The sequence below is a fragment of the Rhizobium sp. CCGE 510 genome (genome assembly GCF_000292525.1).
In the GTDB taxonomy this organism is placed as follows: Bacteria; Pseudomonadota; Alphaproteobacteria; order Rhizobiales; family Rhizobiaceae; genus Rhizobium.
In genome coordinates this window covers 25,170-42,075 of record NZ_AEYF01000031.1, presented here as the reverse complement: position 1 = coordinate 42,075, position 16,906 = coordinate 25,170, and the positions used below count along the sequence as shown (strand labels likewise).

General features: G+C 61.5%; 13 protein-coding genes and 1 riboswitch. Of the genes, 7 read left to right on the top strand and 6 right to left on the bottom strand.

Going from position 1 to position 16,906, the window contains the following annotated elements:
• Positions 1-176: 176 nt before the first annotated feature.
• Positions 177-1,349 (bottom strand): 4-hydroxybenzoate 3-monooxygenase, encoded by a 1,173-nt coding sequence (gene pobA, locus RCCGE510_RS15685; RefSeq protein WP_007631353.1) that lies wholly within the window; start codon positions 1,347-1,349, stop codon positions 177-179.
• Between the two features lie 115 nt (positions 1,350-1,464).
• Here pobA and RCCGE510_RS15680 point away from each other — a divergent pair, with 115 nt between their 5' ends.
• Positions 1,465-2,355 carry a helix-turn-helix domain-containing protein gene (locus RCCGE510_RS15680; RefSeq protein WP_007631351.1) on the top strand — a complete coding sequence of 297 codons (891 nt, stop codon included), beginning with the start codon at positions 1,465-1,467 and terminating at the stop codon, positions 2,353-2,355.
• A gap of 40 nt (positions 2,356-2,395) precedes the next feature.
• Here RCCGE510_RS15680 and RCCGE510_RS15675 read toward each other — a convergent pair whose 3' ends face one another.
• On the bottom strand, positions 2,396-4,780 hold the full coding sequence (locus RCCGE510_RS15675) for a phosphoketolase family protein (RefSeq protein ID WP_007631349.1): 2,385 nt from the start codon (positions 4,778-4,780) through the stop codon (positions 2,396-2,398).
• Positions 4,781-4,851: 71 nt separating this feature from the next.
• The gene (locus tag RCCGE510_RS15670; protein WP_007631347.1) at positions 4,852-6,030 is read right to left on the bottom strand and encodes an acetate/propionate family kinase; all 1,179 of its coding nucleotides are present in this window, start codon (positions 6,028-6,030) and stop codon (positions 4,852-4,854) included.
• 285 nt (positions 6,031-6,315) lie between these two features.
• On the opposite strand from RCCGE510_RS15670, the gene RCCGE510_RS15665 reads away from it, so the two are divergent.
• The gene (locus RCCGE510_RS15665) at positions 6,316-7,917 is read left to right on the top strand and encodes an inorganic phosphate transporter (protein ID WP_007631345.1); all 1,602 of its coding nucleotides are present in this window, start codon (positions 6,316-6,318) and stop codon (positions 7,915-7,917) included.
• Positions 7,918-7,982: 65 nt separating this feature from the next.
• On the opposite strand, the gene RCCGE510_RS15660 is transcribed toward RCCGE510_RS15665, so the two are convergent.
• Together RCCGE510_RS15660 and RCCGE510_RS15650 are read right to left on the bottom strand one after the other, a co-directional pair.
• Entirely contained in the window at positions 7,983-9,554 is a 1,572-nt protein-coding gene (locus tag RCCGE510_RS15660; RefSeq protein WP_007631343.1) for a bifunctional diguanylate cyclase/phosphodiesterase, read from the bottom strand.
• Between the two features lie 514 nt (positions 9,555-10,068).
• Positions 10,069-10,623 (bottom strand): histidine phosphatase family protein, encoded by a 555-nt coding sequence (locus RCCGE510_RS15650; RefSeq protein WP_007631336.1) that lies wholly within the window; start codon positions 10,621-10,623, stop codon positions 10,069-10,071.
• A gap of 83 nt (positions 10,624-10,706) precedes the next feature.
• A riboswitch (cobalamin riboswitch) is annotated at positions 10,707-10,828 on the top strand.
• A 28-nt stretch (positions 10,829-10,856) separates the two neighbouring features.
• Between RCCGE510_RS15650 and RCCGE510_RS15645 the strand changes: the two genes are divergently transcribed.
• The 3 genes from RCCGE510_RS15645 (at position 10,857) to RCCGE510_RS15635 (ending at position 12,740) form a co-directional block, all read left to right on the top strand.
• A complete protein-coding gene (locus RCCGE510_RS15645; RefSeq protein ID WP_007631333.1) occupies positions 10,857-11,066 on the top strand; it encodes a CbtB-domain containing protein in 210 nt (69 codons plus the stop codon).
• A gap of 13 nt (positions 11,067-11,079) precedes the next feature.
• On the top strand, positions 11,080-11,814 hold the full coding sequence (locus RCCGE510_RS15640) for a CbtA family protein (protein WP_007631331.1): 735 nt from the start codon (positions 11,080-11,082) through the stop codon (positions 11,812-11,814).
• A gap of 296 nt (positions 11,815-12,110) precedes the next feature.
• Positions 12,111-12,740 carry a hypothetical protein gene (locus tag RCCGE510_RS15635; protein WP_007631329.1) on the top strand — a complete coding sequence of 210 codons (630 nt, stop codon included), beginning with the start codon at positions 12,111-12,113 and terminating at the stop codon, positions 12,738-12,740.
• On the opposite strand, the gene RCCGE510_RS15630 is transcribed toward RCCGE510_RS15635, so the two are convergent.
• Positions 12,725-13,387 (bottom strand): sulfite oxidase-like oxidoreductase, encoded by a 663-nt coding sequence (locus tag RCCGE510_RS15630; protein WP_007631328.1) that lies wholly within the window; start codon positions 13,385-13,387, stop codon positions 12,725-12,727. The two genes, RCCGE510_RS15635 and RCCGE510_RS15630, sit on opposite strands and share 16 nt — an antisense overlap.
• Before the next feature lie 189 nt (positions 13,388-13,576).
• On the opposite strand from RCCGE510_RS15630, the gene RCCGE510_RS15625 reads away from it, so the two are divergent.
• Positions 13,577-15,373 (top strand): sensor histidine kinase, encoded by a 1,797-nt coding sequence (locus RCCGE510_RS15625; RefSeq protein ID WP_276310656.1) that lies wholly within the window; start codon positions 13,577-13,579, stop codon positions 15,371-15,373.
• The gene (locus RCCGE510_RS15620; protein WP_007631323.1) at positions 15,370-16,704 is read left to right on the top strand and encodes a sigma-54 dependent transcriptional regulator; all 1,335 of its coding nucleotides are present in this window, start codon (positions 15,370-15,372) and stop codon (positions 16,702-16,704) included. The genes RCCGE510_RS15625 and RCCGE510_RS15620 overlap by 4 nt, the downstream gene beginning before the upstream one ends.
• Positions 16,705-16,906: the final 202 nt, after the last annotated feature.

Below are 16,906 nucleotides of genomic sequence, written 5' to 3'. Positions count from 1 at the left end.
CCAGCGCCGCATTTGCTAGCCGCAAAAAATTCGCGCTAGCTTTGTCATGCGAAATGGTGATGTAAAATGAAATAAATGCCGTAATCCATCACCATGTGGTTATGTGTCTAGGGGTGGAGTGGTTGGTGACCGGCTCTGCCGTCGACTTGGTTCATGTTAAGCCTCAGGCCTTCATATCATAACGGCAATCCCACATAGTTTTCCGCGAGCGCCGTGGAGGCCGCACGGGAATGGGTGAGATAGTCGAGTTCGGCCTCTTGGATCTTCTGATCGAAATCGCCGGTATCGGGAAAACGATGCATCATCGTCGTCATCCACCAGGAAAACCGCACGGCTTTCCACACACGGGCAAGTGCCCTCTGCGAGTAGGCGTCGATGCCGTGATCCGAGCCTTCACGGTAATGCTCGATCAGCCCGGAGAAAAGATAATGGACGTCGCTGGCTGCAAGGTTCAGCCCTTTGGCGCCGGTCGGCGGCACGATATGCGCGGCGTCGCCGACGAGGAAAAGCCGGCCGAAACGCATCGGCTCGGCGACGAAGGAGCGCAGCGGAGCGATCGATTTCTCGAAGGACGGAGCGGTCGTCAACGCCTCGGCGTGATGCGCCGGCAGGCGCCGTCTCAACTCGTCCCAGAAGCGATCGTCGCTCCAGTCCTCGATCTTCTCGTCGAGTGCGCATTGGATGTAGTAGCGGCTGCGCGTGGCCGAGCGCATCGAACAGAGCGCAAAGCCCCTTGGATGGTTGGCGTAGATCAGTTCGTGGCTGACCGGTGCCACGTCGGCAAGAACGCCCAGCCAGCCGAAAGGATAGACCTTCTCGAAACGCCTGATCGCCTTTTCGGGGACGGCCTTGCGGCTGGCGCCATGAAAGCCGTCGCAGCCGGCGATGAAGTCGCAATCGATGCGTTGCGTTGCGCCGTCCTTTGTGTGGGTAAGAAAAGGAGCGCGGCCGTCGAAATCATGCGGTACGACATCGGCGGCATCATAGATCGATAGAGCGCCGCTTGCTTTGCGCCGCTCCATCAGATCGCGCGTCACCTCAGTCTGCCCGTAGACCGTAACACGCCGACCGCCGGTCAGTTCGTGCAGGTCGATGCGATGGTCGCGTCCGTCGAAGGCGAGTGAGAAGCCGTCATGCGGCAGGCCTTCGGCATGCAGCCTCGCTGCCGCTTTGGCCTGATCCAGCAGTCCGACGGTGCCTTCCTCCAGAACGCCGGCGCGAACCCGGCCGAGGATGTAATCCTTGTTGACGCGATCGAGAATGACATTGTTGATGCCGGCTTCGGTCAGAAGCTGACCGAGCAACAGGCCGGATGGCCCTGAACCGATGATGGCGACCTGGGTTCGCAAATGCGTCTCCCTGACATTTTGCGTTTTGCCAGATTCTGCCCCGTCGCCCTTTCTACAGCAATGGACATCCCGGCCTAAAAATTGCACTAATCGAACATTAGTGCGGGAGAGCCCGATGAGCAGACATGTCCCTACCTACGAGCTCTACGGCGAAAACACCGGGCGAGATCCGGATTTTTGGTTGCATTGCGAAACAATTCGCTCCCGCAGCAGCTTGCATCATTGGGAGATACGCCCGCACCGTCACGAGAGCTTCTTTCAGATATTGTACATTGAAGCGGGCTCCGGCGATGCGATCTTCGGCGAAAAGAGCCATGCCATCCGGCCGCCGGCAATCATCACAGTGCCGCCCGGGCTCAATCACGGCTTCCGGTTTTCGCGTGATATCGACGGCCTGGTGATCACCCTATTGCGATCTCATCTCAGCCATCCGCCCGGCGAGCGGAGCCATCTCGGCGAATGGCTGGCGACGCCGCACCTGACACCGCTCGATCCTGAGAATGCCGAGGCCGCCTATGTCATGCAGACATTGAGGCGGGTGGGCGATGAATTCGAAAACCGCCGCAGCGGCCGCAACGAGGTGTTGGCTGCCTACGTTGCGCTGGTGCTGCGGCTGACAGCGAGGATTTCCCATCAGGGAAACATGCACGAGCTTCCGCCCAACGAGAACGAGCGGCGGCTTGAAATGCTGAACGAGCTCATTCAGCGCCATTTCCGATCGCACAAGCCCGCTTCCTTCTACGCCGGGGAGCTCGGCGTTTCGCCGACGCATCTCACCCGCATCGTCCGGTCGATGACCGGCAACACGCCTCATGAGTTGATTGCCGGTAAACTCGTCGAGGAGGCGAAACGCCAGCTTGTCTTTACGCTGGGCAGCGTTCAGGAAATCGGTTTTCGGCTCGGCTTTGCCGATCCCGCCTATTTCTCACGTTTTTTTCTCAAATATACCGGAGAAACGCCGCGGGTCTGGCGCATCAAGGAAAAGGCTCGGCTTGAAGGCGCGTAGGTTTTGGCATGCGGCGACGCACTTGCAGGTCTCGGGTCCGTCACGTCGCCGGCCACCTCCAGTTCTGTACTTCCGGCATGTCCTCGCCATACTCCCTGACATAGGCGTGATGCTCCGCGAGTTTACCGCGGAAGGCGGCAAGCGCTTCGCCTGCTTTTTCCTTCAGGCCGGGCACACACTCGATCGCTTCGATAGCAAGATGGAAGCGGTCGAGTTCGTTGAGGACGGTCATGTCGAAGGGTGTCGTCGTCGTGCCTTCTTCGATGAAGCCGCGGACGTGGATATTGCGGTGGTTGGTGCGTTTGTAGGTCAGGCGGTGGATGAGATAGGGATAGCCGTGATAGGCGAAAATCACCGGCTTATCTGATGTGAAGATCGCGTCGAAGGCCCCGTCGGTCAGGCCATGTGGATGCTGATCCTTTGATTGCAGCGCCAGCAGATCGACGACGTTGACGGTTCGGATCTTCAACTCCGGAATGGCCTTGCGCAGCAGATCGACGGCGGCGAGCGTCTCCATCGTCGGCACGTCGCCGGCGCAGGCCATGACGAGATCGGGCGAGACGGCGTCTTCCTCGTTGCTTGCCCAGTGCCAGATGCCGATGCCGGTCTCGCAATGTTTCACCGCCTCGTCCATCGACAGCCATTGCGGTTCCGGCTGTTTGCCGGCGACGATGACGTTGATGCGGTCGTAGGTGCGAAGGCAATGGTCGCCGACCCAGAGCAGGGTGTTGGCATCCGGCGGCAGGTAGATGCGGACGATGTCGGCCTTCTTGTTGGCGACGAGATCGACAAAACCGGGGTCCTGATGGCTGAAGCCGTTATGGTCCTGGCGCCAGACATGCGAGGTCAGCAGGTAGTTCAGCGATGAGATCGGCCTTCGCCAGGCAAGTTCGCGCGTCACCTTCAGCCATTTGGCGTGCTGGTTGAACATCGAATCGATAATGTGGATGAAGGCTTCGTAACAGGAAAACAGGCCGTGACGGCCGGTCAAGAGGTAGCCTTCCAGCCAGCCCTGGCAGAGGTGCTCGCTCAGCACCTCCATGACGCGGCCATCCCTGGAGAGGTGGACGTCATAAGGCTCAATGTCCTCCATCCAGACACGGTCGGTGACTTCGAAGACGCTGCCGAGTCGGTTCGATTCCGTCTCGTCGGGGCCGAAGATACGGAAGTTGGCAGTTTCAGCATTGAGCTTCATCGTGTCGCGCAGGTAATGGCCGAGGATCTCCGTCGACTGGACCATGGCGCTGCCGCGCCTGCCGATATCGACGGCGTAGTCGTTGATATCGGGAACAGCCAGATCCCTGCGCAGCAAGCCGCCATTGGCATGCGGGTTGGCGCCCATGCGGCGCCCGCCGACAGGTGCCAGCGCCCGCAGTTCCGGTTTCAGCCTGCCGTCGGTGCCGAACAGGTCTTCCGGGTTATAACCGCGCATCCAGTCTTCGAGGATCTTGCGATGGCCGTCATTCTCGCGGCAATTGGAAACCGGCACCTGATGGGCGCGCCAGAAGCCTTCTACCTTCTTGCCGTCGACCTCCCTTGGGCCGGTCCAGCCTTTCGGGCTGCGCAGCACGATCATCGGCCAGCGCGGGCAGGTATCGGGCGCCTTGCCGTGGCGAGCCTCATTCTGAATCTCGCGGATTCGGTCGAAGACCCGCTCGAAGGTCACGGCCATTTGCCGATGCATGTCGCGCGGCTCATGGCCCTCGACGAAGAAGGGTTCGTAACCGTAGCCTTCGAACAGGCGCCGGAGGTCGTCATCATTGGTGCGGCCGAGAATGGTCGGGTTGGCGATCTTGTAGCCGTTCAGATGCAGGATCGGCAGCACGGCGCCGTCGCGGGCGGGGTTTAGGAACTTATTGGAATGCCAGCTGGCAGCCAGCGGCCCGGTTTCGGCTTCGCCGTCGCCGACGACGCAGGCGACGATCAGATCGGGATTGTCGAAGGCGGCGCCATAGGCATGGACGAGGGCGTAGCCGAGTTCGCCGCCCTCGTGGATCGAGCCTGGGGTTTCCGGCGCCGCATGGCTCGGGATGCCACCGGGAAAGGAGAATTGCCGGAAGAGCTTGCGCATGCCCTCGGCATCCTCGGAAATATCGGGATAGACCTCGCTGTAGGTGCCTTCAAGGTAAGTATTGGCGACCATGCCCGGGCCGCCATGGCCGGGGCCGCACATATAGATGATGTCGAGGTCGCGGGCGCGGATGAGGCGGTTCAGATGGGCATAGATGAAGTTGAGGCCGGGCGTCGTGCCCCAGTGGCCGAGCAGGCGGGGCTTGATGTGCTCGGGGGTCAGCGGCTCGCGTAGCAGCGGATTGGCAAGCAGATAGATCTGGCCGACCGAGAGGTAGTTGGCGGCCCGCCAATAGCGGTCGATCAAGGTGAGTTCGGCGTCGGTTAAAGCGGCGGTCGAGACATGCTTTTCCATGGATTTCTCCCGTTCGAAAACCTGTTCAACGTCAATTCTACCGGCCAGCGCCGGAAAGCTGTTGATCTGAATCAGCCACTGCGAAGAATGGACAGGGCCTCATCGGCGATGATCTGCTCCTCATCCGTGGCGATGACGTGGGCGGCGACACGGCTTTCCCTTGTGCTGATCATGACATCATTGGCGGCATTGGCGTTTTCGTCGATCACAAGACCGAGCCAGGAGAGCCGCCTCGCCACGCCTGCGCGGATCTGCGGCTGATGCTCGCCGATGCCGGCGGTGAAGACGACGGCGTCGAGGCCGCCAAGCGTTGCCGTCATGCGGCCGATTTCGCCGGCGATGCGCAGCGTGAAGAGATCGATCGCCTGGCGCGCCTCCGGCCGTGCGTCTTTTAAAAGGTCGCGGCTGTCGGCGCTGATGCCGGAGACGCCGAGCAGGCCGGAGCGGTGATAGAGCAGGTCTTCGATTTCCTTGAAGGATTGTTTTCTCTCCCCCGCCAGATGCAGAATGACGCCGGGATCGAGTGAGCCCGGGCGTGTGGCCATCGGAATGCCGTCGAGCGTCGAAAAGCCCATGCTGCAATCGCGGCTGACGCCTTGATCGAGTGCACAGAGGCTGGCGCCACTGCCGAGATGGGCGACGATGGTCTTCGCCGCGTGCGGCGCCTTGCGGGCAAGCTCGCCGACGATGAATTTATAGGAAAGTCCATGGAAGCCATAACGCTTGACGCCCTCGTCGTGCAGCGCACGGGGAATTGCGAAGCGGCGAACGAGATCGTCCTGCGTCGCATGGAAGGCCGTGTCGAAGGAGGCCGTCTGGGCGAGATGCGGTTTCAGATGCCGCAGCGCGCGGATGAAACGCAGTGCCTGCGGCTGATGCAAGGGTGCGAGCGGCGTCAGCGCATCGACGGCATCGATTGCGGCATCGTCGAGCATGGTCGCCCTGGTGAAAAGGTCGCCGCCATGGACGACGCGGTGGCCGGCGGCGCGCGTGGTGCTGATGTCGAAATGATCGGCGAGAAGCCTGAAGGTCTCATCGATGACGTCGTGCAGGTCTTTTGTCACCTCGGCCTTCAACGGCATGTCGAATGTCTGCGATCCCCGGCTCAGGCCGAGCAAGAGAGGTTCGGCGCGAAAATCGATCACGCCCTTGCCGAGGCGCCGTGCTTTGGCGCCATCAACCGCGAAGATACCGATCTTGACCGTCGAGGAGCCGGCGTTGAAGGTCAGGAGGAGGTCGGTCGATGACATGATCTTCGGAAGACTCCGTGCGGAGGTGAGATTGCCGAACTTAGTGTCGGGGCCGCGGATGGAAAGGCATCCGTTCGCCCGTTGCCCCTTTTGTCTCTGCGCATCCTATCATCTTGTTCGGCCGGGTTTGTGACGCCGCATATTGAAGGATGCTCCGGCGGGGCGTCGGTGACGGTCTATCGTCCTATGTCAGGGGCTGAGGGGCCAGACAGGCGTCATGAGAGCTTCACGCTGCAGAATTATTAACAAAAGGCAAATTTGCAAAACGGAATGAGGAAGTATGCCATGGCCGATATTGCCCCCAGCCAGGTTCATAGCGACGCCTCCCACCCGCTCCACAGTTCGAATTCGGCCGGCAAATGGTTCTTGCCGGTTTTCGCGCTGGTTCTGGTCTGTGGCCTTGGATATGTCGCCTATGCACTTGGACGCGACCTGACGACCGCAGTTGCCGTTCCCTGGATTCTCCTGGGCCTTGCGCTGCTGATCGGGCTCGGCTTCGAATTCGTCAACGGTTTCCACGATACGGCCAATGCTGTTGCCACCGTCATCTACACCCGTTCCATGCCGGCGGAATTCGCCGTCATCTGGTCCGGTTTCTTCAACTTCCTCGGGGTGCTGACCTCGAGCGGCGCCGTCGCCTTCGGCATTCTGGCGCTGCTGCCGGTGGAACTGATCCTGCAGGTCGGCTCCGGCTCCGGCCTTGCCATGGTGTTTGCGCTGCTGATCGCCGCGATCGTCTGGAACCTCGGTACCTGGTATCTCGGCCTGCCGTCATCGAGTTCGCATACGCTGGTGGGATCGATCATCGGCGTCGGCCTTGCCAACCAGTTCCTGGCGCCGGCCGGCACGGCGACCAGCGGCGTCGACTGGTCGCAGGCGACCAATATCGGCCTGTCGCTGCTGATCTCGCCGCTGATCGGCTTCGGTTTTTCCGCGGTGCTTCTGCTGGTCATGAAGCTTCTGGTGCGCAACAAGGCGCTCTATGCCGAACCGAAGGGCAACCAGCCGCCGCCGCTTTGGATCCGCGCGATCCTGATCTTCACCTGCACCGGCGTCAGCTTCGCCCATGGCTCGAATGACGGCCAGAAGGGCATGGGCCTCATCATGCTCATCCTGATCGGCCTCGTGCCGACAGCTTTCGCACTGAACCGCACGCCCGATGTCAACTATCTCGAAGCCTACAAATCGGCATCGGTCCAGGTGGAAACCGCCCTCGGCAAATATGTGAAGCCGGGTGTGACCGTCACCGACTTCAAGGCCGAAGTCAGCAACGCCGTCAAGAACAAGCGCTGGACGGATGCGACGACGCCGGCGCTGCAGCAATATATTCATCAGACGAGCGCCGAAGTTGCTGGCTTCCCGACGCTCGAAGCGGTGCCGACCAATCTCGTCGGCAACGTTCGCAACGACATCTACCTGATTGGCGAGGCGCTGAAGCTGATCGACAAGCAGAAGCTGTTACCGATGGACGCCGGCGACCTCGGCGCGGTGACGAACTATCACAAGGCGGTCGACAACGCGACGAAGTTCATCCCGCTCTGGGAGAAGGTGGCGGTCGCGATCGCGCTTGGCCTCGGTACGATGGTGGGCTGGAAGCGCATCGTCGTCACCGTCGGCGAAAAGATCGGCAAGACACATCTGACTTACGGGCAGGGCGCTGCAGCAGAGGTCGTCGCGATGATCACCATCGCCTCGGCCGACCAACTCGGCCTGCCGGTTTCGACGACGCATGTGCTGTCATCAGGCGTCGCCGGCACGATGGCGGCGAACGGTTCCGGCCTGCAATGGTCGACCGTTCGCAATATGCTGATGGCCTGGGTGCTGACACTGCCGGCCTCGATTGCAATCGCCTTCGTGCTCTTCGTAATCCTGCGCCAGGTGTTTTAGGGCAAATTCCAGGCAAAGCGCGAAGCGGCTTTGCCGGGAATTGCGTCAAAAGGTAGAGCGTATCGTCAGGCCGTTGAGGCCAGACTGGCATTGCGATCACTGACAAAGATGCCCGCCTCGGCGGCGGGCATCGCCTTGCCGAAAAGATAGCCCTGGCCGATGTCGCAGCCGAGCTGCAGCAGGAAGGCGAGCTGGCCGTGCTCCTCGACGCCTTCCGCGGTCGTCTTGATGTTGAGGCTCCTGCCGAGACCGAGCATGGCGCGGACGATTTTTTCCTGACGTTCGTCGTCGCGATAGGTGGCGATGAAGCTTTTGTCGATCTTGATCTTGTCGAAACGATAACGGGCGAGCTGGGCGAGGCTCGAATAGCCCGTGCCGAAATCGTCGAGCGCGATCTGGATGCCGGCGGCGTGCAGTTCGTCGAGAATGACGGCGGCGATGGCCGGATCCTGGATCAGCGCGTTCTCGGTGATCTCGACTTCCAGGCGCTGCGGCGGCAGTCGGCTTGCCGAAAGGACCTTGAGAATGCGCGAGGTCAGCAGCCTGTCTTCCATCTGGACCGGCGAGACGTTGAAAGACAATGTCACATGCTCGGGCCAGGTGAGTGCATCGCTGCAGGCCTGGGCAAGGAGATCCTCGAACAGCGCAGTGATCATGCCGGTTTCCTCGGCGATATCGATGAAGACCGGCGGCGGAATGTTGACGCCATCGTCGCCGATCCAACGCGCTAAGGCCTCGAAGCCACAGAGCTGACCGGTCTTCAGGTCGATCAGCGGCTGATAGAAGGGTTTGATCGCTTTGTTGGCGATTGCGGCGCGCAGCCGGGTTTCCAGTGCAGCGCGTTCCGTTACCTTATCCTGCATTGCCGGTTCGAAGACGAAATAGTGGTTGGGTCCTCGAGATTTTGCCTCGTACATGGCGAGGTCGGCACGATGAGCGGCATCCTCCAGTGGTTCGGTTCCCTCTGCCCAGCGGTCATAGCCGACACTGCCACCGACTTCGACGGCAAAGCCATCGATATGGATGGGCCGGGTGACGGCCTGGATGAGCAGCCTGGCAAAACGCTCCTCGCGCTGCGCAGTCAAGGCAAAGGCGACGATGATGAACTCGTCGCCGCCGAAGCGATAGACGCAATCGGCGTTGCCGAGCGCGCATATCCGTCTGGCAACCTCGATCAACAGAATGTCGCCGCCCTTGTGGCCGACGAGATCGTTGACCTTCTTGAAGCCGTCGAGATCGACGGAGAAGATGGTGACGTTGCGGTCCCACTCCTCGATCTCGGCTTCCTCGTTTCTGACCGGCCGTGAGAGGATCCTGCGCTCGAAGGCGTAGCGGTTCGGCAGCTTGGTCAGATGGTCATGGGTGGCGGTCCAATCGGCTTTCGCCTGGGCGGTCGCGCGCAGTTCGGTTTCCTTGCGCAGGTCCGCGATGCGCAGCACCGAATAGATGAAGCTCATGGCGCCGGCGATGCCGAGCGCCAGAACGAGCTTGTCGGCGCCGTATTCCCCGAAGCCAGTCATGAAGGAGGCCAGGCTGTCGTCGAGCCGCAATAGCGCGCCGAGGAGCCAGAGGGTTATCCCAAGCCCGACGATCGACACGCATTGCCTTCCGGCCCTGCTTTGGAAAAACACCGGCATATGGCCTTCTCCATCTCCACCCTGCGCCGAACTATCATGAAAGTCTGAAATGTTCGTTGAAACCAGAAGGCGAATTTTTGGAGGCGGCAGCTTTTTGCTGCGCGGCTGAGGGACTGAGGGCGCTATCCGCGGAGCCGGTGGCAGGAAAGAACGAAGGCGAGCGTGCTGATAGCATCGCTCGCCCTTTCTCGTATTTAGCCGGTGACGATCAGCAGCGGGACGCTGACGATCAGACCAACTAAAACCGTGATTGTGGCGACACGCATCAAACGCAGACGACGCGTGCGCTCCCCACTCCAGTCATATGTCATGTCTTCCATCTCCCTGGGACAAGGAAGTAGTCCCGGTGAAACCGGGTTCAATAGAGATGACGCGATTTGCTTGTGTAAGGCTGGATAAGATGAGGGATCGCTAAAGCATGTCGCGCAAAAGTGTGGAGCGGTTTTCGGCAACGACATGCGTAAGAACAAAGAGATAAAGCGCAAGGAGCGAATCTGAAAGATCGCGACGCGCTTTAACGCTGAAAACGCAGAGCCCAGCGCCGTCCGTTGCTGGTCATGCGAACAATGGCAAGCGGCTCGACGTCGACGAGCCAGAAGCAGGAGATCGGCGCCTGAAGTACGTGCGCTACCGCCGCCCGGATGACGGCCGCGTGGCTGACAGCGATCACATGGCCGCCGTGAGCGGATTCGTCGTCCATCCAACCGCCGACACGTGTTCTGAGATCAACAAGGCTCTCGCCCCCGTGCGGGGCCGCTTCCGGATCGCGCATCCACGCCATGAGGTTCTCCGGCTCCTCGGCCTCGATCGCGGCGATCGACCTGCCGGCCCAGCGCCCGTGATCGCAGTCGCGAAGCGCCTGATCTATCCGGGCTTCGAGGCGGAGTGCTTGCGCCGTCTGGCGGGCGCGCAAAGCCGGGCTGGTGACAATACGATCGGCGCGGGATGGGGCGGCCATCCCGGACGCTTCTTCCGCGGCCTTGTCTTCCAGCGGTTCGTCGAGCGGGAACAGGGCTTTGCGGTTCGCTGCCGTTGCACCGTGGCAGATCCAGGTAAGGCGCGTATTCACGGTCGTTCCGATCTCCGGATAGCGGTGGGAACAGCCCTTCGCCGGCTTGTGAAGTTTCGTTGACAGTCTCTTCGGCGTGCAGATATAACCGTGCTGTTGCGGGTTTGGAAGCCGGTGTAAGTCCGGCGCGGTCGCGCCACTGTGACCAGCGTGTCGAAAGCTCTTCGCGCTGGAAGTCAGACCCACCTGCATAAGCACTCTTTCGACTGAACGCGTCATTCCCGGAGGAATACATGTCTAACACCACTTTCACGCCCGTCGCGGCACCCGCGCCGATCCCGGTAGGAGAGATTCTGCCCTGGGCGATCTTCGGCGGCTTGCTGATGCTTATCGCCATCTATTTCGTCGGCACCGAGGAAGGCGCAATGGCGCTGTTCAACGGCATGTATGTGCACGAATTCGTGCATGACGGCCGTCATCTCCTCGGCTTTCCCTGCCACTAAGGGAGTTGCTCACATGGTTGGAAACCTTCTGCTTCGCGGCATGCTCGCGGGCCTGATTGCTGGCATCCTCGTTTTCACTTTCGCCCATATCTTCGGCGAACCGTTGGTCGATGCGGCGATCGCTTTCGAGGAAGCGAGCGCCCAGGCGGCCGGCGAAGCTGCCGAACCTGAAATCGTCAGCCGCGCCACGCAGGCCGGTCTTGGCCTCTTCACCGGCGTTATGGCCTACAGCATTGCCGTCGGCGGGCTTTTCGCGCTCGCCTTCGCTTTCGTGCACGGCCGCGTCAGCAGCCTTTCGGCGCGCGGCACCTCGGCCGTCATCGCCATTGCCGCCTTTGTGGCGATCGTGCTTGTTCCCGGTATCAAATATCCGGCCAATCCGCCGGCCGTCGGCAATCCCGACACGATCGGCGTCAGGACCGAGCTGTTCTTCCTGATGATCGTCGTCTCGCTCGCTGCCCTGATTGCCGCGGTGGCGCTGTCGCGCCGTCTTTCGGATCGTCTCGGTGCCTGGACCGGCGCGATTATCGCTGGCATCGCCTATCTCGTCTTCATCGGCGTGGTGCTCTATCTGCTGCCGCCGATCAACGAGGTGCCGGAGAACTTCTCGGCGATGGTGCTCTGGCGTTTCCGCACCACCTCGCTCGGCATGCACGTGATCCTCTGGGCAACGCTCGGTCTTGCCTTCGGAGCGCTGGCGGAAAAGCGGCTTGCCGTGAAGGGCGGGCAGCGGCTGGCGTTTCGGTGATCGGGCATATCGAGGTTGCGGCTTGCTACCCCTTCTCCTCAGCGGGGAGAAGGTGGCCCGAAGGGTCGGATGAGGGGGCCATACGACACGCCCTATATGTTGCCCTTCGCTTGTGCTCAGTGCCTTCGCAGCTTTGCTGCTCACCCCCTCATCTGCCTGCCGGCATCGACCGGGGTCGAGCCACGGGTCTCGATCCGTCCTTCGGACCCCCGCTGGGGAGAAGGGGTATGTGGCAGCGCCGTGTTCCTCTCTCGTCCGTCAGGAGTCCGAGGACAGGAATGAGGCAAGCTGGAGGGATGGCACGCGATCTCTATCGATGGCTTGCTTTTCTCGGTCTCAGCGCATGCTTGCTTCTATTCATTGCTGAAAATACCCTTGCTCATAGCCGCAGCGCCGGCGGCGGCCATGCCGGCCTCGATATCCCGAAAATTTCGCATGGCGAGATGGCGGTGATTTCGGACTATCGCAGCCGAATTATCGACCTGGCATCACGCGCAGTTGATACGAACGAGCCTTTCCGGCGCGTTCTGAACTATGCCGAAATCCAATATTCCTATTGTCTTTGGGGGCGGATGCCGGGCAGCGTAACCGACGAGGAGAGTCCGTTCAACGAATGCGCTCACGCCTATCTCGCTGCAGCCAAGGCGGTATTGCTTTCGATGCGCGAGATGCCGCGAGAGGCCGCTGCGGCGGGTGAAATCGTTTCCGCGGTCGACGCCGACATGGTGCGGCGCAGCCTTGCGCTCATCACCTGCCGGTTCAGCGGCGAGGCCTTCAACACCGCCGATGTCGTCAAGCCACGCTGGAGCAAGGTGCCGCTTCATGCCGCCAGCATGGCATCGCTGACGGGGTTTGCCGCTCTGTTCGCCTTTGTAGTGGTTGCGCTTGGCCGCTTTCTGCGGCCGAAGGCTCAATCGTCGGAATAGCGCTGTTCACGCCACGGATCGCCATACATATGGTAGCCGTTCTTTTCCCAGAAGCCGGCCTCGTCGTCGGGGATCAGTTCGATGCGGCGCAGCCATTTGGCGCTTTTCCAAAAATAAAGATGCGGCACCACGAGGCGCATCGGGCCGCCGTGATCCGGCGTCAGCGGGAGGCCTTCCCATGATGTTGCAAGGATCGCATCCTCGGCCGCGAAATCGGCAAGCGGCAGGTTGGTGGTGTAGCCGTCATAACTCGTCAGCATGACGTAACCGGCTGCGGGTTTCGGCATGGCGAGATCGAGCAGATCGCGCGTCGAAACGCCTTTCCATTTGTTGTCGTAGCGCGACCAGGTGGTGACGCAGTGGATATCGCTGACCTTGGTGCTCGGCTCGATCGCCTGGAAGGCGGTCCAGGTGAGGGTGAGCGGAGTTTCCACCAGGCCGCGTACTTCGAGCCGCCAGCTATCCGTGGATACGACAGGCTGCTGGCCGAGATCGAGCACCGGCCAGTTCTTGACGAGGTGTTGGCCCGGCGGCAGGCGCTCGGTTTCGGGACGGCTGATGCGGCCGGTCAGAAACTTGCCTTCAGCCGCCCAGCGGCGCTTGGAGCTGGTGAGCTTGCTGTCGGCGGGTGTCTGGTCGTCGCTCATGATCGGGTTCCCTACGATGCCGCAATAGGACATCCGCCCCTGGCTGGTGTCAAGTTTCGGCGGGCTCTTGGAAATCACTGCCGGGGTTAGTAGACTCGGCGCTGTCGGGTATGCCTCGCTGGGGAGTGGAGGCAGAAAGGGGAGGAGCCGGATCTGTCTTCGAGATATCGTGCGATAGCGGCGTTGCTGGTGGTGCCGGTGATCATCTTCGCCTTCTTCACCTATGGAAGCGCGATCGCGACGCGCGCCTATATGGGGGAAGCATCGGCGCAGGCGGGAACGGCGCTGCGCCTTGCCGTTTCGGCGCTCAGCGGCCATCTCAACCGCTATGAGGCGTTGCCGGCGTTGATCGCCGATCACGACGACATCAAGGACTTGGTGAGCGCGCCTGAAGATGCAGCACTGCGCGACGCGGCCAATCTCTATCTCAAGGAGATCAACGGGCTGTTGAAATCCTCCGACATTTATGTGGTCAAACCCGATGGAGAGACGATCGCAGCGAGCAATTATGACGGGCCGGGAAGCTTCGTCGGACAGAATTTCAGCTACCGACCCTATTTCCAGGAGGCGATAGAAGGCCGGCAGGCATCGTTCTATGCGCTCGGCACCACCTCGCTCAAGCGCGGCTATTATTTCGCCGCGCCGATCCGGACCGGTGCGGATATTCGCGGCGTCATCGTTTTCAAGGTCGATATAGATATGATCGAATCCTCCTGGGGTGGCGGCGAATACAAGATCTTCGTCTCCGATCCGGAGGGCATCATCTTCATGTCCGGCAGCCCGGAATGGCTCTACGGCGCAATCCTGCCGCTGACGGCCGACCGCATCGCACGCACGGAAGCGTCGCGGCGTTATGCCAATGCCAAGCTGACGGCGCTGCCGGTGACACGTCAGCGCTTCGAGCCGCACGAGCTGATGACGCTCGTCGGCGAGCGCGGGTCGAGCGAATATCTGGTGCTTTCGCACTACATGCCGGCCGAGGACTGGACGGTGAACGTGCTGATGGAGACGAACTCCATCCGCAGCCAGGCGCGCACCGCGCTTGCTGCGGTCTTTCTCGTCCTCTGCATTGCCGGGCTCGCGGTCGCGGTTCTGCGGCAACGGCGGGCGCGGCTTGCCGAGCGCATGCAGTTGCAAGCGGAGGCTCGCAACGAGCTGGAGCGGCGCGTCGAAGTACGTACGGCCGATCTTGCCCGCGTCAACAGCCGCATAGAAGAAGAGATTGCCGAACGGCGGCTGACCGAGCAGCAGCTCCGGCAGACACAAGCCGACCTCATTCAGGCGGGCAAGCTCGCCGGCCTCGGGCAGATGTCGGCTGCGCTGTCGCACGAGTTCAACCAGCCGCTCGCCGCCGCCAAGACCTATACAGACAGCGCATCCGTTCTCATCGATCGCGGCCGGACGGAGGAGGCGCGGGACAATATAAGGCGTATCGGCGGGCTGATCGACCGCATGGCCGCAATCAGCCGGCACCTGCGCAATTTCGCCCGCAAACCGAACGAGAAGCTTGGGTCGGTTTCTCTCGACGAGGCAATGCATGATACGCTCGAGATCATCGCTTGGCGGCTGAAGGCGGCCGATGCCGAGCTGAGGCTTGATCTTGGGAGCCGGCCTCCCATCGTGCGCGCCGGTTCGGTGCGGCTGCAGCAGGTGCTGGTGAATGTGATTTCCAACGCGGCCGATGCGGTGGAAGGGCTTGATGACAGACGCATCGAGGTTTCGGCCTTCGAGGCCGCCGGCAAAGTGGTGCTGACTGTGCGCGATCACGGGCCGGGTGTGCCGGCGGCCATCGCCGAACGTATCTTCGATCCGTTCTTTACAACGAAGGGCGTTGGCAAGGGGCTCGGTCTCGGGCTTTCGATCTCCTACAACATCATCAAGGATTTTGGCGGCAGCCTTGCTGCTGCCAATCATCCCGAAGGGGGTGCGGTGTTCCGCATCGAGCTGCAATCGGCGGCGGGGCTGATGCCGGAGGCGGCGGAATGAACGATGCTAAGATCCTGCTGGTCGACGACGAAGAGGAACTGCGCCGCTCGACGGCGCAGGCGCTGGAGCTTTCGGGCTTTCGTGTCGAGACCTTTTCGAACGGCGATCATGTGCTGGAGCTGATCGGTTACAGCTTTTCCGGCGTCGTCGTCAGCGACATCCGCATGCCCGGCATGGACGGCATGACGCTGATGCAGAAGATCCGCGAGCTCGACCCGGAGGTGCCGGTCATTCTCGTGACCGGCCACGGCGACGTTCAGCTTGCGGTGAAGGCGATGCGCGAAGGCGCCTATGATTTCATCGAGAAGCCGTTCACCCCCGAGATGCTCGCCGGCGTCATCCGCCGGGCGATGGAGCGGCGCGGCCTCGTGCTGGAAAACCGGCTGCTGAAAGCGGTCGCCGGCAAACGCGACGATATCGAGGCGCGGCTGCCGGGACGAACGCAGGTGATGGTGGATCTGCGCTATCGCATCCGGGCGATCGGGGCTAGCGACGCCGATACGCTGATTGTCGGGGACACCGGCGTCGGCAAGGAAGTGGTGGCACGGGCGCTCCACGATATCAGCGCCCGGGCGAGCCGGCCGTTCATCGCGATCAATTGCGCCGCGCTGCCGGCCAACCTGATCGAAAGCGAGCTATTCGGCCATGAGGTGGGCGCCTTTCCCGGCGCGGTGAGGCCACGCTACGGAAAGTTCGAACATGGGCGCGGCGGCACCATCCTGCTCGACGAAATCGGCTCCATGCCCTTCGACCTGCAGGCGAAGTTCCTGCGGGTGCTGCAGGAGCGGATGATTTCCAGGTTGGGATCGAATGAGACGGTGGCGCTTGACGTGCGCTTTATCGCCACGAGCAAGGTGGACCTGGAGGCGGAGGTGGCGGCGGGGCGCTTCCGCGCCGACCTGTTCTACCGGCTGAACGTTGCGACGCTGCATGTGCCATCGCTGTCGCAGCGCCGGGCAGATGTTCCGCTGCTCTTTCTGCAACTGGTTCGGGAAGCGGCCGCCCGCTACGGCCGCGACGAGATGGCGGTGCCGCCCGAGGTGATCTCCGACATTGCCCAGCGCGACTGGCCCGGCAATGTGCGCGAACTCAGGAATGCCGCCGACCGTCTGGTTCTCGGTCTCGACGATGGCGGGCGGCAGGCCGAGGAGGCGACCGGGCTTGCGGAGCGGGTCGCTGAATTCGAACGGGGCGTTATTGCCAGTGCGCTTGTGGCGCATGGCGGCAGTCTCAAACCGGTTTATGAGACGCTCGGCATTTCCCGGAAAACGCTCTACGAAAAGATGCAGAAATACGGCCTCGACAAGCGGATGCTGACCGTCGAAGGCTAACTGCTCTGGAAAGTGCACGCTTACAGATGTGACATTTTCGGCGGCCGGCCGTGCGCCCTCCAATCTCAAATCGCTGACCGAGGTCGGTGCTGCCACCATGAAAAGAGGTGGCTGTCATTGTGCAATGGGTGGGTTTCCACCCATTGCACAAGCCGTTTGTTTCCAAATCGACCCGTGTTGCATCGCACTGTCGCAAAATCCT